Source organism: Streptomyces daghestanicus (assembly GCF_020521275.1).
GTDB classification, from domain to species: Bacteria; Actinomycetota; Actinomycetes; order Streptomycetales; family Streptomycetaceae; genus Streptomyces; species Streptomyces griseoviridis.
This window is the reverse complement of sequence record NZ_BNDX01000002.1, coordinates 659,357-683,063: the sequence shown is the minus strand read 5'-3', so window position 1 is coordinate 683,063 and position 23,707 is coordinate 659,357. Positions and strand designations below refer to the sequence as shown.

Here is a 23,707-nt window from a genome sequence, read left to right as displayed (position 1 = left end):
TTCGGGCGCCGTCGACGACGGCCGGGAAGGGGACGGCAGCCTTCGGGGCGTCCGCGACCGCGGAGGCGACGAGAAGGAAGGCGTACCGGAACATGACGCCGATCATCGCCGACGCTCTGCCCCACGTCGACCCATTTTTCCTGGCACGGAAGTTCGAAAGGACGGTACGCGGTTCAGGACCCAGCGGACCGCAGCGCCTCCCGGACCGACAGCGGCGCGAGCCGGTCGCGGTGCTCGGCGACGAAGCCGCGTACGGCCCCCGGGTCGGTCCTGGCGTACTCGCGCAGGGCCCAGCCGATCGCCTTGCGGACGAAGAAGTCGTCATGGGCGGCGCCGCGCAGGCAGTAGCCGAAGAGGCGGCCGGCGTCGGTGCGTTCCCGGTACCGGAGCTGGTGCAGCAGGGCCGCGCGGACCAGCCACCGGTCCTCGTCGGCGCTCCAGGCGTCCATCCGCGTCCGCAGTCCGGGCCCGGCGGCCACCAGCCCGCCGACGACGTGCGCGGCGAGCGGGTCGACGGTGTCCCACCAGGGGACGGTGGTGAGCAACCACCGGACCACGGGCAGGAAGTCCGGGGAGAGAACCGTCACGTGACGGCGGAGCAGATCCACGGCGAAGTAGTGGTACTCGCGCTCGGGCAGCCGCCAGCAGCGCAACGCGACCGCGGCGCAGTCCGCCTCGTCCGGAGACGGCAGCCCGCGCAGCACTGCACGGTCCAGCCCGCGCCGGACCGTGCTGGTCAGGCCCAGGAAAGGGGCCACGTCCTTCATGTACGCCCGCATCGACCCGGCCCGTTCGGGGTCGGCGTGGTCCGGGTGGACGGCGGTGAGCCGCTCCAGCACCCGGTCGGCGAACGGGCTGTCCGGCACCGCCGGCCCCGGCCCGTTTGTGACGGTCATGAAACGCACCATACGGCGATCACACACCTGTGTCGGTTAGTGTCACCGGATGCTCGATGCCACCACCCGTTCTGGGGGCACCGCCACGGCCTCTCCCCGGGCCACCGTCGGACCGCCGGTCCCGGCCGCCGCGACCGGGCTCTCCGCCCGCGCGGCGCGGATCGCGCTGTCCCCCTGGTCCCGGCTGTCCCTGCTTGTCCTGCTCCTCGCCTCGGCCGGCGTGGCCGTCCTGCTGTTCCAGCCGCAGAGGCTGCTGACGCACGGCTGGCCGGCGGCCCAGCTCGGCGGCGCCGCGGCGGCCCTCGCGTACGCGGTCGCGTACGGGCTGTGCACCGTCGCCTTCGTGCCCCGCCCGCTGCTGAACCTGGCGGCCGGCGCGCTCTTCGGCTCGGTCCTCGGCCTCGGCTCGGCGCTGGCGGGCACGGTGCTCGGCGCCGGCCTCGCCTTCTGCCTGGGCCGGGTCCTCGGCCAGGAGGCGCTGCGTCCGCTGCTGCGCGGCAAGTGGCTGAAGGCCGCGGACGGGCAGCTCAGCAGACACGGCTTCCGTTCGATGCTGGCGGCGCGGCTGTTCCCCGGCGTGCCGTTCGCCGCGGCGAACTACTGCGCCGCGGTCTCCCGCATGGGCCTGCCGCCGTTCCTGCTCGCGACGGCCCTCGGCTCCGTGCCGAACACCGCCGCGTACGTCGTCGCCGGCGCCCGCGCCTCCACGCCCACCTCGCCCGCCTTCCTGATCGCGCTGGCCTGCATCGCGCTGCCCGGGCTCGCCGGAGCCGTGGTGGCCTGGCGCAAACGCGGCCGGCTGCGTGCCCGCTGAGCCTGCCGGGGCCTGTGCCCGGCCTGTCACCCAGGGGCGCTACGCTGCCCTCGACACCCTCGGACCTGATCACCACAGGCGTCGGCGAGGTGTGTCCGTCGTCGCCCGTTCACGATCGGCACTTGGACTCCGTACCTCATGTCTTGGTTTGAATCCCTCATCCTCGGACTCGTCCAGGGGCTGACCGAGTTCCTTCCCGTGTCCTCCAGCGCGCATCTGCGGCTGACCGCGGCGTTCTCCGGCTGGCACGACCCCGGGGCGGCCTTCACCGCGATCACGCAGATCGGTACGGAGGCCGCCGTCCTGATCTACTTCCGCAAGGACATCGTGTCGATCATCTCGGCGTGGTCGAAGTCCTTGACGAACAAGGAGATGCGCCGGGACCCCAACGCGCGCATGGGCTGGCTCGTGATCGTCGGCTCGATCCCGATCGGGGTGCTCGGGCTGACCCTGAAGGACCAGATCGAGGGTCCCTTCCGCGACCTGCGGGTCACCGCGACCATGCTGGTGGTCGTCGGCATCGTGATAGGCGTCGCGGACCGGCTGGCGGCGCGGGACGAGAGCGGTGGCCGGCACCGGGTGGCCAAGCCGCGCAAGGAACTGACGGACCTGGGTGTCAAGGACGGCCTGATCTACGGCCTGTGCCAGGCGGCGGCCCTCATCCCGGGCGTCTCCCGCTCCGGGGCGACCATCAGCGGCGGCCTGTTCATGGGGTACCGGCGCGAGGCCGCGGCCCGCTACTCGTTCCTGCTCGCCATCCCCGCCGTGCTCTCCTCCGGCCTGTTCGAGCTGAAGGACGCGCTGGAGAGCGACCATGTCGCCTGGGGCCCGACGATCTTCGCGACGGTCATCGCCTTCGCTGTCGGGTTCGCCGTGATCGCCTGGTTCATGAAGTACATCTCCACCAAGAGCTTCATGCCGTTCGTCTACTACCGCGTGGCCCTCGGCATCGTGCTGATCGTCCTGGTCAGCATGGGCGTACTGAGCCCGGACGCGGGCGAGGCGGCCCACTAGGGCCCGTCCCCGCGGGCTTCGGGTAGCCGTCCGGTAGCGCAGAGTCAGCGCTTGCGCCTAGGCTTGTCCGCATGTCCCCCGAAGCCCCGGCCCGCGATTCCGCGTGCTCCGCCGCCGAGTTGAACGACCGCATCCGCGCCCTCTGGCGGCGGGCGGGCGGCTCCCTCTCGGCACAGGACCGCGCGGAGTACGAGCTGCTGGTCGTGGAGTGGGCCGCCGCCGTACGCGGCGAGATGGTCGAAGCGGCCTGAGGTCTGTCGGCTCGATCACGCGGCAGGACGTCGGCGGTTCCCGACCGGTGCCGGGCCCCGCGTCCGCGGCGTGATCCGCACGACAGGCCCGGGGCGTCAGCGCCCGCCCGCCACCCGCAGCACCGCGCCGGTCGTGTACGAGGCGTCCGCAGACAGCAGCCACGCGATGGCCGCGGCGATCTCCTCCGCCCGCCCGGCCCGGCGCATCGGCACCCCCGGAGCCATCTCCCGGACGCGGTCCGGGGCGCCCATCGCGGCGTGCATGTCCGTGTCGACCAGGCCCGGCGCGACCCCGTTGACGCGGATGCCGTCCGGGCCCAGCTCCTTGGAGAGGCCGACCGTCAGGGCATCCACCCCGGCCTTGCTCGCCGCGTAGTGGACGTACTCCCCCGGGCTGCCGAGGGTCGCCGCCCCCGAGGAGACGTTGACGATCGCGCCGGCGCCCCGGGCCGACATGAGCTGCGCGGCACGCCGGCAGCACAGCAGGGTGCCCAGCAGGTTGACGTCGAGCACCCGGCGCAGATCGGCCGCGTCGCGGTCGGCGAGCCGGCCCAGCGGGCCGGTCACGGCCGCGTTGTTCACCAGCCCGGTCACCGGCCCGAGCCGGGACTCGGCCTCGTCGAACAGCCGCGCCACGTCCGCCTCCACCGAGGTGTCCACCCGTACGGTGACGGCCCGGCCGCCGGCCTCGCGCACCCCGGCCGCCACCTCCTCGGCGGCGGTCGCGTCCCGGACGTACCCCACGGCCACGTCGTGCCCGTCCGCCGCCAGCCGCCGACAGGTCGCCGCGCCGATGCCCCGGCTGCCGCCGGTGACCACCGTGATGGGACGGGTCACGAGTACCTCCTGCTGAGCATCTTGATCGATCATCGATCATCCTAGGCGCCCATCACCGCGCAGCACACCCATGCTCGGCTCCTCCGTTCTCCTGCTGGCCGGCATCCGGTGTGATCAACTGAACGGGCCCGGCGCCGATCGGACACCGTCCCGGCGCACACTGGAGACACCGCGGGGTAGGGAGGCGCCCATGAAGTCCCTCGGTCGCTGGCTCACCGTGCCCTGGCGCCGCGGCCTCGCCGCGGTGTTCGCGGGCGCCCTGCCGGTCCTCGCCTTCCCCGCGCCGTCCCTGTGGTGGTGGGCCTGGGGCGCCCTGGTCCCCTGGCTGCTCCTGGTGCGGTCGGCGCCGACCGGGCGGCGGGCGATGTACGACGGCTGGTGCGGCGGGTTCGGCTTCATGCTGGCGATGCACCACTGGCTGCTGCCGAGCCTGCACGTGTTCACGTTCGTGCTCGCCGCACTGCTGGGCGCGCTCTGGGCGCCGTGGGGACGGCTGGTGCGGCGGCTGCTGGGCGGGGCGCCCACGGCGGGCCGGGTCGCGGCGGCGCTGGTCGTGGTGCCGTCGGGGTGGCTGGTGATCGAGCTGGTCCGCTCCTGGCAGGGGCTCGGCGGTCCGTGGGGCGTGCTGGGCGCGAGCCAGTGGCAGGTGGCGCCGGCGCTGCGGGTCGCCTCGGTCGGCGGGGTCTGGCTGGTCGGCTTCCTGATCGTGGCCGTCAACACCGCCGTCGCCGTGCTGGTCGCGGTACGCCCGGCCCGGGTGCCCGCCGTGGCCGCCCTCGCCGCGACGGCCGCCGTCGGCTCGGCGGCCTGGGTGGGGTCGCCGCCGCCCTCCCCCTCCGGCACGGGCGACCGGGTGCGGATCGCCGTGGTCCAGGCCGGGGTGGTGGCCGGCGCGGGCAGTCCGGCCCGCCGCTTCGACCGCGAGGAGGCGCTGACCCGGCGCCTGGCCGGGCAGGACGTCGACCTGGTGGTGTGGGGCGAGAGCAGCGTCGGCTTCGACCTGGGTGACCGGCCGGACCTGGCACGCCGGCTCGCGGCGCTCACCCGCGAGACCGGCGCGGACGTCCTGGTCAACGTGGACGCCCGGCGCTCCGACCGGCCCGGCATCTTCAAGAGTTCGGTGCTGGTGGGCCCGGACGGGCCGACCGGCGACCGCTACGACAAGATGCGGCTCGTCCCCTTCGGCGAGTACGTCCCCGCCCGCTCCCTGCTCGGCTGGGCCACCTCCGTCGGCAAGGCGGCCGGTGAGGACCGCAGGCGGGGCACGGAGCAGGTGCTGATGGACGCCGGTGACGGGCTGCGCGTCGGCCCGATGGTCTGCTTCGAGAGCGCGTTCCCCGACATGAGCCGTCATCTCGCCGAGGACGGTGCCGAGGTGTTGCTCGCCCAGTCGTCCACGTCGACGTTCCAGGAGAGCTGGGCGCCCGCGCAGCACGCCTCGCTGGGCGCGCTGCGCGCCGCCGAGACCGGGCGTCCGATGGTGCACGCCACGCTGACCGGGGTCTCCGCCGTGTACGACGCGGGCGGCGCGCCGGTCGGGCCGCGCCTGGGCACCGGCACGAGCGGCGCGCGGGTGTACGAGGTGCCGCTCGCGCAGGGCACCACGCCGTACGTCCGGTTCGGCGACTGGCCGCCGTACGCAGCGCTGGGCGTCCTCGTCGTCTGGGGTGCCGCCGAGGGCGTACGGACGGTGCGGCTCAGGCGGCGCGCGTCAGGACCTCGCGTACCACCCGCTCGCACAGCTCATGGGTCCGCAGCGCGTCCCGGGCGCTGAGCACGGTGCCGGCGCGGACCGCGTCGAGGAAGGCGAGCACCGCCTGCTCGATGCCGCGCTGCCGGGCGACGGGCACCCAGTCGCCGCGCCGCCGCACGGTCGGCTGGCCCTTGTGGTCGATCACCTCGGCGAGGTTGACCACCTGCCGCTTGGTGTCCTGGCCGGAGACCTCCAGGATCTCCTCGGCGCTGCCGCTGAGCCGGTTCATGACGCCGAGTGCGGTGAAGCCGTCGCCGGCGAGCTGGAGCACGACGTGGTGGAGGAGGCCGTCCCGGACGCGGGCGCGGACGGTGACGTCGTCGACCTGGCCGGGGACGAGGAAGCGCAGGGTGTCCACGACGTGGATGAAGTCGTCGAGGATCATCGTGCGCGGGTCCTCGGGCAGCCCGGTGCGGTTCTTCTGCATCAGGATCAGCTCGCGGGGGTGCTCGGCGCACTGGGTGTAGGCGGGGGCGTGGCGCCGGTTGAAGCCGACGGCGAGGCTGGTGCGGCGCTCCTCCGCGAGGGCCACCAGGCGCTCGGAGTCGGCGAGTTCGTAGGCGAGCGGCTTGTCCACGTAGGTGGGGACGCCGGCCTCCAGAAGCCGCGTGACGATCTGCGGGTGGACGTCGGTCGGTGCGTGCACCAGGGCGGCGTCGAGGCCCTGGGCGAGCAGCGCGTCGAGGTCGGTGTGGCGCTGCCCCGGCGGAACGCGCAGTTCGTCGGCGACGCGGGTGAGGGTCGCCGGGGTGCGGGTGTGCAGGTGCGGTTCGACGTCCGGCAGGAAGGCGAGCACGGGGAGGTACGCCTTGCGCGCGATGTCGCCGAGTCCGATGCAGCCGACCTTCACAGGCGTTCTCCTCAGGTGGTTCTCTCGCGGCAGGGCCGCCGCCGCGACCGCCGGCCCTGGTCCGTCCGGCAGCATACGGGGGCGGCGCGGACGTCCGGCGAGCCGGGAGCGACCCGCCTCCCCCGCCCGGACGGGCACCCTCGCGCGGAGGAGGTGGGGACCACCCGTTGCCGGGCACCCTCGACCGGTCCGCCGGCCGCGCGGAGCCACGCGGCCGGCGGAGGCGAGAGCCGAGGAAGCCGAGCCGGGAACGACCCGTACCCGACCCGTTCCCCGACCCCGCACGCGGCCGGCTCCACCGTGCCGGGCAATCGTCCGCCGGTCCACCACCACGCGGAACCACCCGACCAACGGAAGGCGAAGACCGACGAAGCCGAGCCGGGAACGACCCGTCTCCGTACCCGATCGCGCGCCCCGTGCAGGGCTGACTCCACCCATGCAGGTCCTCTTCGACCGGTCCCCCACCGATCGAACCCACGCGGCCGGCGAAGCGGAGCCGGAAGCAGCCCGTCCCCGAACCCGCTCCCCCGCCCATGCCCCGCACGCGACCTGCGTCACCCGTGCCGGACGCCCTCGGCCGGTCCGCCGCCGGCCCCGGACTACGCGGCCGGCCAAGGCTGGCCAGGAGCCCTCCCCACCCCGGCCCCGCGCGGAGCCGGCGTCACCCGTGCGGGGCATCCTCGGCCGGTCCGCCGTCGGCCGGAGCCGTGCGGACAGCAGAGTGGCGCGGGTGCAGAGAACGACGACCACCGCGACGCTCCTGGTGACCATGGCTGTCGCGGCCGTGACCGGCTGTGTGACGGTCCAGCGTCCGCCCGCCCCGGACCCGGCGCCGGCCGCGGACCGGACCTCCGCCCCGCGCCCGGACGGACCCCGGCGGCCCGAGGCGGTGGAGCCCCCGGCGCGGGACTCCCTGGAGCGGACCGAGCCTTCGTCGGAACCGGACCGGGGCGAGGCGCACGGGAGGGCGCCCGGCGGGGACCGGCCGGCGGCTCCCCGGACCGGACCCGGCACCGGCCGCAGGGCGGAGCCGCCGCGCCGCCCGGCCCCACCGGCCGCCGCCCGTCCGGAGGTCCGGCCGGACCGGCCCGCGCGGCGGCCCGGCCCCGCGCCCCCGAAGGCCACCCGGCCCGCCCCCGGACGACGCGGCGCCGACGCGGACCTGTGCGGGCTGGGCCGCACCTACGGCGGCTGGCAGCCGGACAGTCCGGAGGCGGTCATCTGCCGTAAGGCGTACGGCCGTTGAGCCCTCCCTCCCGTACGGTCCGGCACGCTCAGGGCCGCTGCCGGGGCGGCCCCCAGGGCGGCCCCTCCGGCCCCCCGGGTCCCTCCGGGAACGGGCCGCCGTCGCCGAGCCGGCGCTCCAGCCGGGCGATGGCCTCGCGGACGCCGGTGGCCCAGCGGTCGTCGCCCAGTGCCTCGGCGGCGCGGCGGGCCCGCCGCAGCTGGGCGCGGGCGGCGTCGCGGTGGCCGAGCCGGTCGTAGTCGGCCGCCAGGTTCAGGTACAGGGAGGGGTAGAGCGAGCGGGCGGCGAGCGCCGAGGCGTGTCCGGCCGGGCGGCCGGCGGTCAGCTCCTGCGCGGCCGACAGCGCCCGCAGGTCCCAGGCCAGCTCGTCCGCCGGGTCGTCCTGGGTGTCGGCCAGGTAGTGCGCCAGGGTGCAGCGGTGCAACGGGTCGCCGTGCTCGCCGATCTCCGCCCACAGGCCGAGGTAGCGGTGCCGGGCCTCCTCGCGGTCGCCCGCGTGGTGCAGCATGACGACCTGTCCGATGCGGGTCGGCACGGCGTCCGGCGCCGTCCGCTCCTGTCCCTGGGCCACCGCGTCCTCCGCGCCACTCCTCGTCCGGTTGTTGCCGACGACGTTAGGCCCTGGCCCGCCGATCGCCCCGCAGACGCGGCGGCCCGGTCCGCACCCCGGTGTCCGCGCCGGTCAGCCCAGGTCGGGGATGGTCCAGTCGATCGGCGCGTGGCCCTGGGCCGCGACCGCCTCGTTGATCTGCGTGAACGGGCGGGAGCCGAAGAACCTCTTCGCCGACAGCGGGGAGGGGTGCGCGCCCTTGACCACCGCGTGCCGCTCCTCGTCGATCAGCGGCAGCTTCTTCTGGGCGTAGTTGCCCCACAGCACGAACACCGCCGGGTCGGGGCGGTTCGCGACCGCGCGGATCACCGCGTCCGTGAACAGCTCCCAGCCGCGCCCCTTGTGCGAGTTGGCCTCGCCCGCCCGGACCGTGAGGACCGCGTTGAGCAGCAGGACGCCCTGCTTCGCCCAGGGCATCAGATAGCCGTTGTCCGGGATCGGGACGTCCAGCTCCGCGTGGAGTTCCTTGTAGATGTTCCGCAGGGACGGCGGGACCTTGACGCCCGGCCGGACCGAGAAGCACAGGCCGTGCCCCTGTCCCTCCCCGTGGTACGGGTCCTGCCCGAGGACCAGCACCTTCACCTGGTCGTACGGCGTGGCCTCCAGGGCGGCGAAGACCTCCTCGCGCGGCGGGTAGACGGGCCCCTTCGCCCGCTCCTCCTCGACGAACTCGGTCAGCTCCTTGAAGTAGGGCTGTTCCAGTTCGCCGCCGAGCACCTCGCGCCAGGACTCGGGCAGCATCGCGATGTCGGTCACGTCAACTTCCTTACGGTGTGCGGTCACTTCCGAAGCGCCGGGCTCCGGAGGCGGGACTTCGGCTTCGGACTCCAGAACCTACAGGCGACCACTGACAACCGGTGCCGCGAGGGGAGGACCGCGAAGGGGCTACCAGCTCGTCTTGCGGTGGAGTTCCCACATCATCATGATCGTCGACGGGTCGAGGGCCCGTTCCGCGCCCGAGATGTCCTCGCTGGAGGCGACGTACTGCCGTCCCTGCCACAGCGGCAGCAGCCGCGCGTCCGCCACCAGGACGCGCTGCGCCTCCTCGAACTCCTCCACCACGTCGGCGCGGTCGCTCTTGCGGCGGGAGCTGGGCAGCAGCTCACCGGTGATCTCGGGGGCGGGGTAGGGGGTGCCCAGCGCGTTGCGCTCGCCGACGAACGGGGCGATGAAGTTCTCGGCGTCCGGGAAGTCCGGGAACCAGCCCCGGCCGAAGACCTGGTACTCGCCCTTCTGGTAGCCGGCCACGTACGTCTTCCAGGGGCGGCCCTGGAGGGTGACGGTGAAGAGTCCCGACGCCTCCAGTTGGCGTTCGAGCGCCTTGAACAGCAGGGCGGTCTCGGAGCCGTAGCGGTCGGTGGTGTACCAGAGGGTGAGCGGGACGGGCCCGTCGACGCCGGCCTCGGTGAGGAGCGCGCGGGCCTTGGCGGCGCTGGGGTCGCCGAACCGGTCGAAGAAGACGTTGGTGTGCCCGGTCAGTCCGCGCGGGACCATCGAGTACAGCGGGTCGACGGTGTCCCGGTAGACCTCGTGGGCGAGGGCCGCCCGGTCGATCACCTGGGCGACGGCCCGCCGCACCGCGATGCGGCCGGTCCAGGGGTCGTCGGGGTCGAAGACCAGGTAGCTGATGTCGGCGCCGGTGCCCTCGACGAGCTGGAGGTCCTCCTCCTCGGCGGTGCCGTCCTGGAGGGCGATGACGTCGTCCGCCGCCAGTCCGCGGAACGTCACCTGAATGCGCCCGGCGCGCAGTGCCTTCACCATCTCGGCCGAGCCGTCGAAGTACTCGATGGTCACGGCGCCGTTGCGGCGCTCGGCGTAGCCCTCGTAGCGGTCGTTGCGGACGAGTTCGGCCCGCTCGCCCTCCGTGTAGGACTTCAGGACGTACGGTCCCGAGCCGACGACCCGGCCGTCCCGGCGCACCGCCCGCGCCGGGTAGGTGTCCGGGTCGACGATGGACATCGCGGGGGTGGCCAGCACGAACGGGAACGTGGCGTCCGGCTTGTTGAGGTGGAAGACGACCTCGGTGGCGCTCGGGGCCCGCACCCGGTCCAGGCTGCCCAGCAGGCCGGCCGGGCCGCCGTCGGCGCCGATGTCCCTGATCCGGTCGATGGAGTACTTGACGGCGGCGGCGTCCAGCGGGTCCCCGTCGGAGAAGGTGAGGCCGGGGCGGAGTTCGCAGCGGTACACCTGCTGGGAGCTGTCGGTGAACGCGCAGGCGCGGGCCGCGTCGGGGCGGGGCGTGGTGGTGCCGTTGGGGTAGCTCAGCAGGGTCTGGTAGACGTTGCGGAACAGTTCCCAGGAGCCGTCCCAGGAGGCCGCGGGGTCCAGGGTGGTGGGGGCGCTGGTCGTCCCGACGACGATCGGGCCGTCCTCGTCCGGGTCGTCCGGCGAGAGGATTCCGCACCCGGTGACCAATGCCGCCGTGGACGCCAGCGCGGCCGCGTACCGCAGCCGCCGGTTCCGGTAGAACACGCGCACGCTCCTCGATCCCCCTGCTCAACCGTGCCGAAACTCGGCCGACCATATCGCAGCGACGGACCCTCAACTCCCCTTCTGCGCAGGGGGTTTGATCGTCCGGGGAGTGACTACGTTGTCATGTCACGGAGGACATCATTCCGTGCTCTGGAGGAGACCGTTCCGTGCGCGGGCGGCGCGGACCGGCCCGTACGAGGGGCCTCGCGCGAGGAAAAAAACGGGGGGCGCCCCCGGTGTCCCGCACCGGGGGCGCCCCAGGTCCCGTCGTCGTCTCAGCTCACGCCGGCGTTGAGGAAGATGCCGCCGTCGAGCACCAGGGTCTGGCCGGTGACCCAGGCGGACTGGTCCGAGGTGAGGAACGCGGCGGCGCCGCCGATGTCGGCGGGAACGCCGAGCCGGCCCAGCGGGTAGCCCGCGGCGGCCTCCTCCTCGCGGCCCTCGTACAGGGCGGCGGCGAACTTGGTCTTCACCACGGCCGGGGCGATGGCGTTGACCCGCACCCTGGGCGCGAACTCGTGGGCGAGCTGGCCGGTCAGGTTGATCAGCGCGGCCTTGCTGACACCGTAGGCGGCGATGAAGGGCGAGGGCGCGACCCCCGCGACGGAGGCGATGTTGACGATCGTGCCACCGTTCTCCTTCTGCCAGGCGTGCCAGGTCTTCTGGGCGAAGCCGAGCGCCGAGATCACATTGGTCTCGTAGACCTTCCGCGCGACGTTCAGGTCGAGGTCGGCGATCGGCCCGAACACCGGGTTCGTACCGGCGTTGTTGACCAGGTGGTCGACCCGGCCGAACGCCTCCATCGCGCGCTCGACGGCGGCGGCCTGGTGGGCCTCGTCGTGCGCCTTGCCCGCGACGCCGATGGCCCGGTCGGCGCCGAGCTTCTCGACGGCCTCCTTCAGGGCCTCCTCGTTGCGCCCGGTGATGCAGACCCGGTCGCCGCGCGCGACCAGCGCCTCGGCGATGCCGTAGCCGATGCCGCGGCTGGCGCCCGTGATCAGCGCCACCTTGCCCGAGAGTTCCGTCATGTCCGTCTGTCCCCAGCCTTCCTAGTCGAGCGGTCCGCCGGCGACGTACAGCACCTGGCCGGAGACGAAGCCGGCCGCCTCGCCGGTGAAGAAGGCGACGGCGTTGGCGATGTCGTCGGCCTCCCCGACGCGCTGCACCGGGATCTGGGTGGCGGCGGCGGCCTTGAAGTCCTCGAAGCCCATGCCGACGCGCTCGGCGGTGGCGGCGGTCATGTCGGTGGCGATGAAGCCGGGGGCGACGGCGTTGGCGGTGACGCCGAACTTGCCCAGCTCCTTGGCGAGGGTCTTGGTGAAGCCCTGCATGCCGGCCTTGGCGGCGGAGTAGTTGACCTGGCCGCGGTTGCCGAGGGCGGAGGAGGAGGACAGGTTGACGATCCGGCCGAACTTGGCGTCCACCATGTACTTCTGGCAGGCGCGGGACATCAGGAACGCGCCGCGCAGGTGCACGTTCATGACGGTGTCCCAGTCCGAGACGCTCATCTTGAACAGCAGGTTGTCGCGGAGCACGCCCGCGTTGTTGACGAGGATCGTCGGGCCGCCCAGCTCCTCGGCGATGCGGGCGACGGCCGCCTCGACCTGGGCCTCGTCGGAGACGTCGCAGCCGACCGCGAGGGCCGTGCCGCCGGCCGCGGTGATCTTCTCCACGGTGTCCTTGCAGGCGGCCTCGTCGAGGTCGATGACGGCGACGGCCCGGCCCTCGGCGGCCAGGCGTACGGCGGTGGCGGCACCGATGCCGCGCGCGGCACCGGTCACGACGGCGACCCGCTGCTCAGTGGTGGACATGCTGCTTCTCCTCGTCCTGGAAATGCGGCTGGGACGGCCGGCCCGCCCTCCGGTGAGCGACCGCTTAGTACCTTCGGCAGACGTGACGCTAGAAGCCCTGGCACGCGGTGTCAACGGGACACCGGCAGGGTGTGATCCATCACCCCCGCCCGCCCGGCCCGGCCGGGTCCGTTCAGCGCACCAGCAGTTCCAGCAGCCGTTCGGCCTCGGCCGCCGGGTCCGCGGTCAGACCGGTGTGGACGGGGCCGGGCTGGAGGACGGCGGAGCGGGGCGCGATCAGCCAGCGGAAGCGGCGGCCGGGGTCGTCGCCGGCCGCCTGCCCGGCCGGGGCGCCGCCGGCGCACACGCCCTCGACGGCGCGCAGCGCGGCGCGCACGCCCGCGACGTCCGCCCGCGGGTCGAGGGCGAGCAGCCGGGCCTCGTCCAGGTGGGTGCGGGCGGCGACGAACGCCTTGGCCCGGCAGTACAGGAGCACCCCCGCGTTGATGCGCTCGCCGCGCTCGACGCGGGGGACGACGCGCAGGACGACGTACTCGAAGACGTCCCGTTCGCTGGTCTCGCCGCCCCGGATGATGTGTCGCTCGACCACGCTGCCGGCCATGTGAATGTGGCGCTCGCTCACTTGCTTCCCTCGTTCTCTCCGCCGCGCTCGCTCACTTGCTTCCCTCGTACTCTCCGCCGCGCCCGCTCACCGGGTCCGCTCGATCCCGGTGATCCGTTCGTGCACGCCGGCGGCCCGCGCGAGCAGCGGCCGGGCGTAGGCGCGTCGCAGGTCGTCGGGGGTGTCGAAGCCGGGTTCCCCCTCCAGCCAGGTGTCGGGGATCTCGGCGGTGACCTCGGCGAGGAGGTCCTCGGTGACGCGGGGCGCCAGGTCCGCGGCGGCGGCGCGGACGTCCGGCGCGAAGGAGGCGAGGGCGTGGTCGGAGGCGTCGTAGGGGCGGGCGGCGGAGGCTTCGGCGCCGGGCCAGTTGTGGTGCCAGATCATGGTGGCGCCGTGGTCGATGAGCCAGAGGTCGCCGTGGTGGCGCAGCAGGTTGGGGTTGCGCCAGGAGCGGTCGACGTTGTTGACCAGCGCGTCGAACCAGACGATCCGTCCGGCCTCCTCGGCGCTCACCGCGAAGGCGAGCGGGTCGAAGCCCAGGGCGCCCGAGAGGTACTCCATGCCGAGGTTGAGGCCGCCGCTGGACCGGAGGAGTTCCTGCACCTCCGGGTCGGGTTCGCCGAGCCCCAGCACCGGGTCGAGGGCGATGGTCACCAGCCGGGGCATCCGCAGGCCCAGCCGGCGGGCCAGTTCGCCGCAGACCACCTCGGCGACGAGCGTCTTGCGGCCCTGTCCGGCGGAGCGGAACTTCATGACGTACGTGCCGAAGTCGTCGGCCTCGACGAGTCCCGGCAGCGAACCCCCCTCACGCAGCGGCGTGATGTAACGGGTCGCGATGACTTCCTTCAGCATCGCCCCAGGTTACCGGCGCCCCGGCCGGCCGCCGGGCCCGCCCGACAGGGGATCGACAGCTGGGCCTCACGCCCGCCCGACCGGGCGCGGGGCAGCATTACGGGACGGTCTGAACGGCGGGTGCCCCCCGCCCGTACCCCACGGCGAAGCACGCAGCGACCTCCGGAAGGGAACGTCAGCAATGACCAGCGCACCGCTCCACCCCACCGCAGGACCGGCCCGGCGCAGTGTCGTGGCGGCGGTCGGCGCGGCCGGGTCGGCCGCCGCACTGACCGCCTGCTCGGGCTCCGGCTCCGGCGCCTCAGCCGGCCCGGCCTCCGGTTCCGCCGGACCGGAGGGGGCGGGCTCCGCGCCCGCCGCCCCGTCGGGCAGCGGACAGGCCGACGCCGCCGGGCAGGCGCTCGCGGCGGTCTCCGACATCCCCGAGGGCGGCGGCGTGGTCTTCGCCGACCGCGGGGTGGTCGTCACCCAGCCCGTGGCCGGTGAGTTCAAGGCGTTCTCCGCGACCTGTACCCATCGGGGGTGCGCGGTGAAGAATGTGGCCGACGGCGTCATCAACTGCCCGTGCCACAACAGCAACTTCTCCATCGCGGACGGCAGTGTCCGCAGCGGTCCCGCGCGGGAGCCGCTGCCGGCCGTGGAGATCGCCGTCGACGGGGACGCGATCTCACTGGTGTGAGCGCCGAGGACGAAGGAGCCGCATGACCGTCGCACAGCGCAGGGGCCGCCGGATCATGATGACGCCGGGCGAGCTGGACGCCTTCCTGACCGCCCAGCGCACCTGCCGCGTCGCCACCGTCTCCGCCGACGGCGCGCCGCACGTGAGCACGCTGTGGTTCGTCTGGGACGGCGGCTCCCTGTGGCTGTACTCGGTGGTGCGCAGCCGGCGCTGGACCGATCTGCGCCGCGACCCGCGGGTGGCGGTGGTCGTCGACACGGGCGAGGAGTACGGCGAACTGCGCGGCGCCGAGTTGTCGGGCCGCGTCGCGCGGGTGGGCGAGAACCCGCGCACGGGGGAGCCGTGCGCCGGACTGGACGTGCCGGAGACGCTGTTCGCCCGCAAGTACCTCGGCCTCGACGAGCTTCCGCACGACGGCCGCCACGCCTGGCTGCGCCTCACCCCGGAGAAGACGGTCTCCTGGGACTTCCGCAAACTGGCCCCGCGCTGACCCCGCTGCCCCGTCCCGTCCCGTCCGCCCGTCCTATGCGTGGCTGCGCACCGGCCCCGCGTCCAGCGCCCCCGCGATCGCGGCGGCCAGCGCCCCCGCCTCCTCCTCCCCGAGCCGCGCCACGGTGACCCGCAACCCCGGCGCCGAGCCCACCCGGAATCGCGCGCCCGGCGCCACCGCCCAGCCCGCCCCCAGCAGCCGGGCGACGGCACCCGTCTCGTCCGGCACCGGCACCCATACGTTCAGCCCGCTCCGGCCGTGCGCCGCGACCCCCCGTTGGCGCAGCGCGCCGAGCAGCGCGTCCCGCCGCCGCCCGTACGCCGCCGCCACGACCGCCGGGTCCACCGCGCCGTCGGCCCACAGCCGGGCGACCGCCCGCTGGGTGAGCAGGCTGACCCAGCCTGGCCCGAGCCGCTGGCGCCCGCGCACCCGGTCGAGGGTGACCTCGTCCCCGGTGAGGACGGCGAGCCGCAGGTCGGGACCGTACGCCTTGGCGGCCGAGCGGACGAACGCCCAGCGGTGCGTCGTACCGGCGAGCGGGCACAGGGGAAGGTCGACGATCCGGTGTCCGTGGTCGTCCTCGACCAGCAGGGTGGCGGGGTGGGCGGCGAGCACGGACCGCAGGGCCCGCGCGCGGGGGGCGCTCACCGCGGCGCCGGTCGGGTTCTGCGCCCGGTCCGTGACGATGAGGGCCCGCGCCCCCGCCGCCAGCGCGGCGCGCACGTCGCCGGGGAGCGGTCCCTCGTCGTCGACGCCGACCGGCACCGGGCGCAGCCCGAGCGCCGGGACGAGGTCGAGCAGGCTGCCCCAGCCGGGGTCCTCCACGGCGACGGCGTCGCCCGGTCTGAGGTGGGCGGCGAGCACCCGTTCCATAGCGTCCAGCGAGCCGGAGGTGACGGCCACCGGCCCGGCCGGCACCCCGTCGGCCTCCAGTGCGGCGCGGGCCAGGCGCTCCAGCTCCGGGTCGACGGGCGCGTGTCCGTACAGCACCGGTTCCCGGTCGCCGCGCCCGGCCGCCGCCGCGAACGCCGGGGCGAGGGCGGGCAGCAGCGCCGGGTCCGGGTTGCCGTCGGACACGTCCCGCACACCCTCGGGCACGTCGACCCGGAGGAACGCGCGACCCGTGGTGGCCGGCGTCGCCCGCACCCGGCTGCCCCGGCGCCCGGCCGTCTCGATGACCCCGCGCTCGCGCAGGGTGCGGTACGCGGCGGCCACGGTGTTCGGATTCACGCCGAGCCGCTCCGCCAGCTCCCGCATGGGCGGCAGGGGCCGGCCCGGTTCCAGGGCGCCCGCCGCCACCGCGCGCTCGACGCTCGCGGAAATGTCGGCTGCGCGCCGACCGGTGATCCGATAATCTCCTAGCACAAAGCCAATTATGCACTAATACAAAGGGGACCGCCATGCAGGGGACCACGGGGGCCACGGGCACCACCGGCGCCACGGGAACGACGGGCGACGCGGAGGCGGCACCGGGGCCCGGCACCGCCTACCCGCCGACCGACCGCACCGTCCCCACCCGCTCCCCCGGCCGGGCCTCGTACGACCGGGAGCTGGTGCACGCGATCCTCGACGAGGGGTACGTCTGCCACCTCGGCTTCGTCCGGGACGGCGCCCCCGTGGTGCTGCCGACGCTGTACGGCCGGGTCGGTGAGCGGCTGTACGTGCACGGCTCGACGGGTTCGCGCCCGCTGCGCATGGCGGGGCAGCCGGACCCGGGGCTGCCGGTCTGCCTGACGGTCACGCACGTGGACGCCCTGGTCCTGGCCCGGTCGGCGTTCCACCACTCCGTCAACTACCGGTCGGTGGTGGTGCACGGCACCGCGTACGACGTCACGGACGAGGCGGAGAAGCGCGCCGCCCTCGACGCCCTGGTCGACCACGTGGTGGCGGGCCGCTCCGGTGACTCGCGCCCCGCGGACAAGAAGGAGCTGGCGGCCACCGCCGTGCTCCGCCTCGACCTGCGCGAGGTCTCCGCCAAGGCCCGCACCGGCGGCGTCAACGACGAACCCGAGGACCTCGCCCTCCCCCACTGGGCCGGACTCCTCCCCCTGCGCAAGGGGTACGACACCCCGGTCGCCGACCCCGGCCTGGCCCCCGGCACCGCGGTACCGGACTACCTCACGGCCCGGTGAGCCGTACCGGGGGCCTCCACGACGGGAAGCCCCCTGGCCCGGACCGGCCAGGGCCTGTCGTTCGGATCACGCCGCGGACGCGGGGCCTGGTGCGCTCACCGGCGCGAGGAAGACGCAGCCGATTCCCCGCGACCTGATCCGAACGACGGGCCCTGGGCGAGCACCGGCCCGTCCGGGCGCACCCGCGCTCGACGTGCCCGGCGTGCCTCGGCCGTCGCGAGGCCGGTGACCGAGCCGAGCAGCAGCAGCGTGCCCGCCAGGGTGGCCGGCGCGATGCGCTCGCCGAGCAGGGTGACGGCCAGGACGGCCGCGGCGACGGGTTCCAGGAGCATGATCACGGACACCGTGGCGGACCGGACCACGGCCGCGCCCGCGAAGTAGAGGCCGTAGGCGAGGGCGGTGGGCACGGCCGCGACATAGGCCAGCAGCCAGAGCAGCCGGACCGGTTCCGCGGTGTGCGGCACCAGCCCCTCGGCCAGGGCGAACGGCAGCAGGCAGAGGCTGGTCACGGCGAACGCGCCGGTCGACGTCGACGCCGCGTCGGCCCCGCCGTACCGTCCCCACCAGCGGGTCAGCAGCGTCATCGCCGAGTACCCGGCCGCGGACAGCAGCGCCAGCGCGACACCCCACGGCCGTACGGTCGCCCCGCCCCCGCCGAGCACCAGCACGCCGAGCCCGGCCAGCGCCCCGGCGACGGCGGCGGTCCCGCCCCGGCCCAGGCGTTCGCCGAGCGCCGGGCGGGCGCCGAGCGCGATCAGCACCGGGCCGGCGCCGAGGGTGACGACGGTCGCCACGGCCAGTCCGGTGGACCGTACGGCCGCGAAGTAGGCGGTCTGGAACACCGCCAGGCCGACACCCGTCGCGGTCGTCCGCAGCACCCGGCGGCCGAGCGGTTCGGCGACGGCGGCCCGTGCCCGGCGGCGCGGCAGCCGGGCGGCGAGCAGCAGCACCAGGCCGGCCGCGCAGCGCCAGAAGGACAGGGCGACGGGACCGAGGTCACTGGTCCGGTAGACCAGCGAGGCGGCGGCGCCGGCGGTGCCCCAGGCGACACCGGCGACGATCAGGAACAGGAGGCCACGCCCGACGGGCAGGCCGGTCTTCGCATGCGACATGAGTTCTCTCCGCGGTCGCGCGATCGGACGATCGGCGCGGAAGTCGGCAGGGGCCTGCCCCGGATCGGGGGAGCCCCACGGACCTCGTCCGCGGGCAGCACCGGACCGCCCGGCGCCATCGCGCCGGGCCGCTCACGAGTGGGCCGCCCGCCTCAGACGGCCGGCGGCGGGAGAACGAGGGCGTCCGCGTGCATGACCGGCACCCTAGGCGGCCGGTCCCCGGCGGGACAACTCCCTTTCCGGGTCACCCCGCCCCGGTCCGCCGGCCGCGACCGGTTCCGCGCCGGCCGGTGCCGTGGCCGGGGCCGAGACCTGGGCGATCAGGGCGCCCGCCAGCACGACCGCGCCGCCGACGACCTGCGGGGCGGAGAGGTGCTCGCCGAGCAGCACCCAGGCCAGCACGGTCGCGATGACCGCCTCCAGACACGCCACCACGCCGGCGACCTGCGGTGACAGACGGCGCACGGCGACGATGCCGGTGAGGTAGGCCAGCACCGTGGCGATCAGCACGATCCAGGCCAGCAGCAGGGCGGCGGGGACCGGGGTGCCGTCGACCGGCACGGAGCGCGCGAGCACCGGCCAGTCCATGCCCCAGGGCCGTGCCACGACGGTCAGCACGGCGGCGCCGACGAGCAGGCCGAACGCGATCACCCCGAGCGGGTCGGGGGTGTCGTCGCCGGCGTCGCTGCCCTGGTCGGACAGGACGAAGTAGCCGACCTGGCAGCAGGCGGCGCCCAGCGCCAGCAGCAGGCCGAGGGCGTCGAAGCGCAGGCCCGCCCAGACCTCCACGACGCAGGCGAGGCCGCCGACCGCGAGGACCACGCCGAGCGCGGCGGCCCGGGTCACCGGCCGGCGCTGCACGAACCGCACCCAGCCCAGCACCAGCGCGGGCGCCAGGTACTCGACGAGCAGGGCCACGCCGACCGGGATACGGGAGAGCGCGGCGAAGTAGCAGGCCTGTACGCCGGCCACGGCCAGCAGCCCGAACCCCGCGAGCAGCGCGGGACGCCGGCGGGGCAGCGCCCGGTGGCGCACGGCGAGCGGGAGCAGGACCAGGGCGGCACCGGCCACCCGCAGCCACACCACGTGGAGCGGATCGAGGCCGGCCTCGATCAGCGGCTTGGCCGCGACCCCGGAACCGCCGAAGGCGACCGCGGAGAGGAGCGCGATGCCCAGTGCGACGCCCTTGCCGGGACCGCCGCGAACGCTGTCAGTCGTATGCACCGGCACATGATGACAGGGGACGACATGACCGTCACCCCGTTGGCACCTGTCTCCTCAGCCGGTGTGGGCGTCGGCGCGGGCGAGGACCGTGCCGCGGTCGACGCCGGCCCGGGCGAGCACCTCGACGGCCCGGACGCCCGGGTCGGCGACGAGGGCCGCGAGGAGGTCGACGCCGCAGGCGCCGGTGGCACCGCGGCGGGCGGCGCGGTCACGGGCGTACTCGATCGCGGCGGCGGCCGACGGGGAGAAGCCGGCCGCGCCGCCGACGGCCGGTACGGCGCCGGAGTCCTCGACGGCGCCCTGCCAGCGCAGGCCGTAGCCGATGCTGCGCTGCACCAGGTAGCCGAGCAGCCGGGCCATCCGGGGTCCGTCGCCGAGCACGGCGCACGCCTCGGGGTCGTGCTCCAGGAGGGAGTGGAGCAGGTGGGCGGTGTCGATCTGCCGGTCACCGTCCCGCAGGGCCCTGCGGCGCGCGCCGGAGACCACCGGTACAAGTCCGGGACCGAGCCGGTCGTCGTCGGCGTGGTCCGGTCGCCGGGCGTCTTGCTCACCGGCCGACCGCCGGGGGATACAGGGTTGCACAATCCCACCCCATCAGTCCGGAGGGGACCGTGACATCCCCGTGGGGGAGCATTTCGGCATCCCACGCGGAGTGGACCCTTCCGTCCGTAATCTCCTCCTCACGGAGGAGATCAGGCTCCCCCGCCCCCCGCTCCTCAGTCCTCGTCGGCGAGGATGCGGTACAGCTTCTTGCGGGACTCGTTGATGACGTCGAGCGCCTTCTCCCGCTGTTCCTTGGTGCCGGTCTTCCAGACCTGGCCGAACGCCTCCATCAGGCCGAAGCCGGCCTGCCGGACGTCGTTCAGCGCCTCCCAGTCGACCCCGCGCGACGCCTCTTCCCAGGGCGCCTCGGGGCCCTCCTCGGCGGCGGCGCGCCCGGACCCGGTGAGGGCGAACAGCTTCTTGCCGCCCTCGCTCTCGCTGACGATCAACCCCTCGTCCTCCAGCAACTGGAGGGTGGGGTACACCGAACCGGGGCTGGGCTTCCACGCTCCGCCGCTGCGCTCGGCGATCTCCTGGATCATCTCGTAGCCGTGCATCGGCCGGTCCTTGAGCAGGGCCAGGATCGACGCGCGCACATCACCGCGCCGCGCCCTGCCCCGCGGCCCGCCCCGCCCCCGGCCGCCCCAGGGCCCGCCCCCGAACCCCGGCCCGAAGGGTCCGGGCCCACCGGCTCCACCGGGGCCGAAAGGCCCGAAGGCCCGGCGCCCCTCGAAACCGTCTCCCCCGCGCCCGAAGGGTCCACCGTGTCCCCGGCCGCCCTGTCCGCGCTCATGTCCGTGGGTACGCATCGCAACCACTCCATTCCATCGTTGATCTGTCGTGATGCGTCAACGATATATCGGAAGTGTTCTTACGGCAACCCGTGTCCTCACCGGGGACGGGAACGGGCCGGAGGACGGACGAGTGCGTGGCCGCCCCGCCGGCCCTCAGCCGAGCTGCTGGGCCAGCCCGACGATGACGCCCTCGGGGCCGCGGACGTAGCAGAGCCGGTAGCTGTCCTCGTACCGCGCCAGCTCGCCGACCAGTTCGGCGCCGCGCGTCCGCAGACGGGCGACGGTGTCCTCGATGTCGTCGACCGCGAACATGACGCGGTGCGTGCCCAGGACGTTGTGCGGCTGGTCGCGCGGGCCGGCCGCGACCGCCGCGGGACTCCGGTAGCTGGCCAGCTCCAGCCGGCTGCGACCGTCCGGCGTCCGGAGCATCGCGATGTCGCAGTGGACACCGTCGAGTCCGGTGCACTGGTCGGCGACGGGCCCCTTGACCTCCGTCCGGCCCTCCAGCTCCATACCGAGGTCCATGAAGAACGCGACGGCGGCATCCAGGTCCCCGACCACGATGCCGACGTTGTCCATCCGCTGAATCGCCATACCGGCTCCTCCTTCTCCCTCGTGCCGCCCGACGGGCGCCGGCACCCGTGGGACGTGACCGGTGGCGCTTTCCCGACATCCTCCGTCAGGGGAACGCGCGCGACCACCTGTCCCGGGTCCGGGACGGCCCGACCACCCGGACCCGCTCCACCCCGCCTCCGCGGCCGTCCACACCCACCGCGACCGGTGCCCCGGTGTCGGTGAGGAGGTGGAGGCGTCCAGGGCCGGGCAGCGGGCCGAGGCCGCCTGCGGAAGGCCCACGACCACGGGCGGGCCCACCCCGGGTCAGCCGAAGCCCCCGACTCCGAAGCCCGCCCCGCCTCCACGCCGGATGGTCCCGCGGGGACCGCCGGTCACCCCTCCCCCCGCCTCCGCAGCAGATGCCCGGCCGTCAGGGCCACTCCCCGGTCCCCGTCGTTCGCCAGTTCCGTGAGCGCGCGGGTCGCCGTGGGGCCGGGGACGTCCGCGAGCGCCTGGGTCAGGCGGCGGCGTACCGCCGGGCCGGCCGTGCCGTCGGCCAGGCGGTCGGTGAGCCCCGTGGCGATCCGCTCGGTCAGCGCGGGGTCGCTCGCCAGCGCGCCCAGCGCGTCGGCCGCGTCCACGTCGTTCGTGCCCGCCACGACCATCTCGACGAGGACCGGGACCGCGTCGGCGACGTGCCGTGCCGCCAGCGCCGGCGCGGCGTACCCGCGGACCGCCGCGTCGGGATGGGCGAGGGCGTCCCGCAGCAGTGCGGTCGCCTCGTCGCCGGGCAGTTCCACGAGGGCCCGCACGGCACGTTCGCGTACCGCCGCCCCGGGCGCGCCGAGTCCCTCCGCGAGCAGGGCCGGCGCCCCCTCGCCGCCGCCGTGCGCCAGCGCCCAGCGCAGCGCCCCGGCCACGTTCGGGTCCGTCTCCCGCAGCACCGCCGCGACCAGGGCCTCCGCCACTCCGGGCCCTTCCGCCGCGACGGACAGGGCCGCGCGCTGGCGGGTCCCGGCGCTGCCCGACCCCAGCGCCCTCAGGAGCGCGACGGTCCGGAGGACGTCCTCCCAGCCGGCGGGCTCCGCGGCGGCGATCCGGCGCAGCCGGGTCAGCAGTTCCGTCTCGCGGGCGATGCGCTCCCGGGTCCGCCGGGCGAGGTCGTCGACGAGTTCCGCGGGCCGGAAGCCGGGGTCGTCCAGCGCGCGTCCCACGTCGCGCAGCGACAGGCCCAGCGAGCGCAGGCTCTCGACATGGAAGATCCGCCGGATGTCCTCGGGCGCGTACTCCCGGTACCCGGCGCCGGACCGGCCGGTCGGCCGCACCAGGCCCAGCGCCTCGTAGTGCCGCAGCATCCGGGCGCTGACCCCCGACCGTCGCGCCACCTCACCGATCAACACCGTCCGTCACTCCTTCCGGCCGTCCGTGCCGAGAGCCACGATGCGCTTCGCCTCCTCGATCGCGCACTCGAACCCGGCATCCGGGTCGTGCCACAGCCGTTCCGTCGCGAGCGCGTGCCGGCGCGCCCGCGGGTCGGCACCGGCCGCCGCGGCGGCCAGCAGCGGCAGGATCACCTCGCCCAGGGCGAGCAGCGCCCGGCTGAGGCTCAGCCGCGTCTCCCGCCCACCGCGCCCGAGCTGGGACGCCAGCACCTCGGCGAGCCCGGCCTCCTCTCCTTCCGGTACGAGCACTACCGCCGCCCGCCAGGCGCTGCGCGCCACCTCGTCGTCGGCGTCGGTCAGCAGCGCCCGGGTGATCACCGGCCACGCCCGCCGGTCCCCCGTCTTGGACAGCGTGTGCAGTGCCTGGCTCCGTGCCTGCGCACGTTCCGAGCGGAGTTCGGCGACGAGTCGCGGGACCGTCACCGCCTGCGGGTGCCGGGTCAGCGCCCAGGTGAGCATGTCGCGTACGAAGAACTCGGGTTCGACCGCGCACCGTTCGACGAGCGCGTCGACGAACCGCCGGTCCGGTGCCGAACCGGCCGCCAGCGCGGCCCGCAGCCGGACCGACGCGTCATCGTCCGCCAGCCGTCGCCGTACACCGTCGGGCAGGGTCATCGGGACCACCTCCTGGCCCGCAGTGAAGACCTTGTCACCGTGTCAAGGTCAAGCACACCGCCCGGCGGGCGCTCCCGGAAACCGGTCCACTCCCTCCGCATTGGCCTTGGCCCG

At 74.8% G+C, this 23,707-nt stretch carries 26 protein-coding genes; 8 read left to right on the top strand and 18 right to left on the bottom strand.

Annotated elements, in window-relative coordinates; all coding sequences use genetic code 11:
- Positions 1 to 173: 173 nt before the first annotated feature.
- Positions 174 to 896 (bottom strand): DNA alkylation repair protein, encoded by a 723-nt coding sequence (locus Sdagh_RS03275; protein ID WP_189421439.1) that lies wholly within the window; start codon positions 894 to 896, stop codon positions 174 to 176.
- A gap of 49 nt (positions 897 to 945) precedes the next feature.
- On the opposite strand from Sdagh_RS03275, the gene Sdagh_RS03270 reads away from it, so the two are divergent.
- The 3 genes from Sdagh_RS03270 (at position 946) to Sdagh_RS03260 (ending at position 2,975) form a co-directional block, all read left to right on the top strand.
- Positions 946 to 1,710, top strand: coding sequence for a TVP38/TMEM64 family protein (locus Sdagh_RS03270; RefSeq protein WP_189421437.1), 765 nt, complete (start codon positions 946 to 948; stop codon positions 1,708 to 1,710).
- 138 nt (positions 1,711 to 1,848) lie between these two features.
- On the top strand, positions 1,849 to 2,724 hold the full coding sequence (locus Sdagh_RS03265) for an undecaprenyl-diphosphate phosphatase (RefSeq protein WP_189421435.1): 876 nt from the start codon (positions 1,849 to 1,851) through the stop codon (positions 2,722 to 2,724).
- A gap of 71 nt (positions 2,725 to 2,795) precedes the next feature.
- Positions 2,796 to 2,975, top strand: coding sequence for a hypothetical protein (locus Sdagh_RS03260; protein ID WP_189421433.1), 180 nt, complete (start codon positions 2,796 to 2,798; stop codon positions 2,973 to 2,975).
- A 96-nt stretch (positions 2,976 to 3,071) separates the two neighbouring features.
- Here Sdagh_RS03260 and Sdagh_RS03255 read toward each other — a convergent pair whose 3' ends face one another.
- Positions 3,072 to 3,812 (bottom strand): SDR family NAD(P)-dependent oxidoreductase, encoded by a 741-nt coding sequence (locus tag Sdagh_RS03255; protein WP_189421431.1) that lies wholly within the window; start codon positions 3,810 to 3,812, stop codon positions 3,072 to 3,074.
- Between the two features lie 190 nt (positions 3,813 to 4,002).
- Between Sdagh_RS03255 and lnt the strand changes: the two genes are divergently transcribed.
- The gene (gene lnt, locus Sdagh_RS03250; protein WP_190077854.1) at positions 4,003 to 5,586 is read left to right on the top strand and encodes an apolipoprotein N-acyltransferase; all 1,584 of its coding nucleotides are present in this window, start codon (positions 4,003 to 4,005) and stop codon (positions 5,584 to 5,586) included.
- Here the strand turns inward: lnt and Sdagh_RS03245 are convergent.
- The gene (locus tag Sdagh_RS03245) at positions 5,510 to 6,415 is read right to left on the bottom strand and encodes a Gfo/Idh/MocA family protein (protein WP_190010978.1); all 906 of its coding nucleotides are present in this window, start codon (positions 6,413 to 6,415) and stop codon (positions 5,510 to 5,512) included. The genes lnt and Sdagh_RS03245 overlap by 77 nt on opposite strands.
- Positions 6,416 to 7,145: 730 nt before the next feature.
- Between Sdagh_RS03245 and Sdagh_RS03240 the strand changes: the two genes are divergently transcribed.
- A complete protein-coding gene (locus tag Sdagh_RS03240) occupies positions 7,146 to 7,661 on the top strand; it encodes a hypothetical protein (protein ID WP_308288731.1) in 516 nt (171 codons plus the stop codon).
- Positions 7,662 to 7,689: 28 nt separating this feature from the next.
- Here the strand turns inward: Sdagh_RS03240 and Sdagh_RS03235 are convergent, their stop codons facing one another.
- The 7 genes from Sdagh_RS03235 to Sdagh_RS03205 all read right to left on the bottom strand — a co-directional run bounded on the left by Sdagh_RS03235 (position 7,690) and on the right by Sdagh_RS03205 (position 14,007).
- Positions 7,690 to 8,232 carry a hypothetical protein gene (locus Sdagh_RS03235; RefSeq protein ID WP_189421423.1) on the bottom strand — a complete coding sequence of 181 codons (543 nt, stop codon included), beginning with the start codon at positions 8,230 to 8,232 and terminating at the stop codon, positions 7,690 to 7,692.
- A 111-nt stretch (positions 8,233 to 8,343) separates the two neighbouring features.
- Positions 8,344 to 9,027: a uracil-DNA glycosylase gene (ung, locus tag Sdagh_RS03230; protein WP_190010975.1), complete on the bottom strand. Its 684-nt coding sequence runs from the start codon at positions 9,025 to 9,027 to the stop codon at positions 8,344 to 8,346.
- A 129-nt stretch (positions 9,028 to 9,156) separates the two neighbouring features.
- Positions 9,157 to 10,743, bottom strand: coding sequence for an ABC transporter substrate-binding protein (locus tag Sdagh_RS03225; protein ID WP_190077852.1), 1,587 nt, complete (start codon positions 10,741 to 10,743; stop codon positions 9,157 to 9,159).
- 275 nt (positions 10,744 to 11,018) lie between these two features.
- Positions 11,019 to 11,771: an SDR family oxidoreductase gene (locus tag Sdagh_RS03220; RefSeq protein ID WP_190077851.1), complete on the bottom strand. Its 753-nt coding sequence runs from the start codon at positions 11,769 to 11,771 to the stop codon at positions 11,019 to 11,021.
- Between the two features lie 21 nt (positions 11,772 to 11,792).
- Entirely contained in the window at positions 11,793 to 12,554 is a 762-nt protein-coding gene (fabG, locus tag Sdagh_RS03215; RefSeq protein ID WP_189421415.1) for a 3-oxoacyl-ACP reductase FabG, read from the bottom strand.
- A 172-nt stretch (positions 12,555 to 12,726) separates the two neighbouring features.
- Positions 12,727 to 13,176: a DUF3037 domain-containing protein gene (locus Sdagh_RS03210; protein WP_226534485.1), complete on the bottom strand. Its 450-nt coding sequence runs from the start codon at positions 13,174 to 13,176 to the stop codon at positions 12,727 to 12,729.
- A 66-nt stretch (positions 13,177 to 13,242) separates the two neighbouring features.
- Positions 13,243 to 14,007, bottom strand: coding sequence for a HipA family kinase (locus Sdagh_RS03205; RefSeq protein ID WP_189421413.1), 765 nt, complete (start codon positions 14,005 to 14,007; stop codon positions 13,243 to 13,245).
- Between the two features lie 181 nt (positions 14,008 to 14,188).
- On the opposite strand from Sdagh_RS03205, the gene Sdagh_RS03200 reads away from it, so the two are divergent.
- Both Sdagh_RS03200 and Sdagh_RS03195 read left to right on the top strand, forming a co-directional pair.
- Positions 14,189 to 14,686: a Rieske (2Fe-2S) protein gene (locus Sdagh_RS03200; protein ID WP_189421411.1), complete on the top strand. Its 498-nt coding sequence runs from the start codon at positions 14,189 to 14,191 to the stop codon at positions 14,684 to 14,686.
- Positions 14,687 to 14,708: 22 nt separating this feature from the next.
- Positions 14,709 to 15,176, top strand: a complete 468-nt coding sequence (locus Sdagh_RS03195) for a pyridoxamine 5'-phosphate oxidase family protein (protein WP_189421409.1) — start codon at positions 14,709 to 14,711, stop codon at positions 15,174 to 15,176.
- A gap of 33 nt (positions 15,177 to 15,209) precedes the next feature.
- On the opposite strand, the gene Sdagh_RS03190 is transcribed toward Sdagh_RS03195, so the two are convergent.
- Positions 15,210 to 16,541: an aminotransferase class I/II-fold pyridoxal phosphate-dependent enzyme gene (locus Sdagh_RS03190; protein WP_189421407.1), complete on the bottom strand. Its 1,332-nt coding sequence runs from the start codon at positions 16,539 to 16,541 to the stop codon at positions 15,210 to 15,212.
- A 35-nt stretch (positions 16,542 to 16,576) separates the two neighbouring features.
- Here Sdagh_RS03190 and Sdagh_RS03185 point away from each other — a divergent pair, with 35 nt between their 5' ends.
- Positions 16,577 to 17,308: a pyridoxamine 5'-phosphate oxidase family protein gene (locus Sdagh_RS03185; protein ID WP_190077850.1), complete on the top strand. Its 732-nt coding sequence runs from the start codon at positions 16,577 to 16,579 to the stop codon at positions 17,306 to 17,308.
- 95 nt (positions 17,309 to 17,403) lie between these two features.
- Here Sdagh_RS03185 and Sdagh_RS03180 read toward each other — a convergent pair whose 3' ends face one another.
- From Sdagh_RS03180 to Sdagh_RS03150, 7 genes are all read right to left on the bottom strand, one after another.
- Positions 17,404 to 18,420, bottom strand: coding sequence for a DMT family transporter (locus Sdagh_RS03180; protein WP_190077849.1), 1,017 nt, complete (start codon positions 18,418 to 18,420; stop codon positions 17,404 to 17,406).
- Positions 18,421 to 18,624: 204 nt separating this feature from the next.
- A complete protein-coding gene (locus tag Sdagh_RS03175) occupies positions 18,625 to 19,650 on the bottom strand; it encodes an EamA family transporter (protein WP_190077848.1) in 1,026 nt (341 codons plus the stop codon).
- Between the two features lie 48 nt (positions 19,651 to 19,698).
- Positions 19,699 to 20,226: a Clp protease N-terminal domain-containing protein gene (locus Sdagh_RS03170; protein ID WP_190077847.1), complete on the bottom strand. Its 528-nt coding sequence runs from the start codon at positions 20,224 to 20,226 to the stop codon at positions 19,699 to 19,701.
- Positions 20,227 to 20,360: 134 nt separating this feature from the next.
- Positions 20,361 to 20,996 (bottom strand): PadR family transcriptional regulator, encoded by a 636-nt coding sequence (locus tag Sdagh_RS03165; RefSeq protein ID WP_190010967.1) that lies wholly within the window; start codon positions 20,994 to 20,996, stop codon positions 20,361 to 20,363.
- 138 nt (positions 20,997 to 21,134) lie between these two features.
- The gene (locus tag Sdagh_RS03160) at positions 21,135 to 21,575 is read right to left on the bottom strand and encodes a VOC family protein (RefSeq protein WP_189421396.1); all 441 of its coding nucleotides are present in this window, start codon (positions 21,573 to 21,575) and stop codon (positions 21,135 to 21,137) included.
- Positions 21,576 to 21,928: 353 nt separating this feature from the next.
- On the bottom strand, positions 21,929 to 22,936 hold the full coding sequence (locus Sdagh_RS03155; protein ID WP_190077846.1) for a MerR family transcriptional regulator: 1,008 nt from the start codon (positions 22,934 to 22,936) through the stop codon (positions 21,929 to 21,931).
- Positions 22,937 to 22,942: 6 nt separating this feature from the next.
- On the bottom strand, positions 22,943 to 23,593 hold the full coding sequence (locus tag Sdagh_RS03150) for a HEAT repeat domain-containing protein (protein WP_190077845.1): 651 nt from the start codon (positions 23,591 to 23,593) through the stop codon (positions 22,943 to 22,945).
- Positions 23,594 to 23,707: the final 114 nt, after the last annotated feature.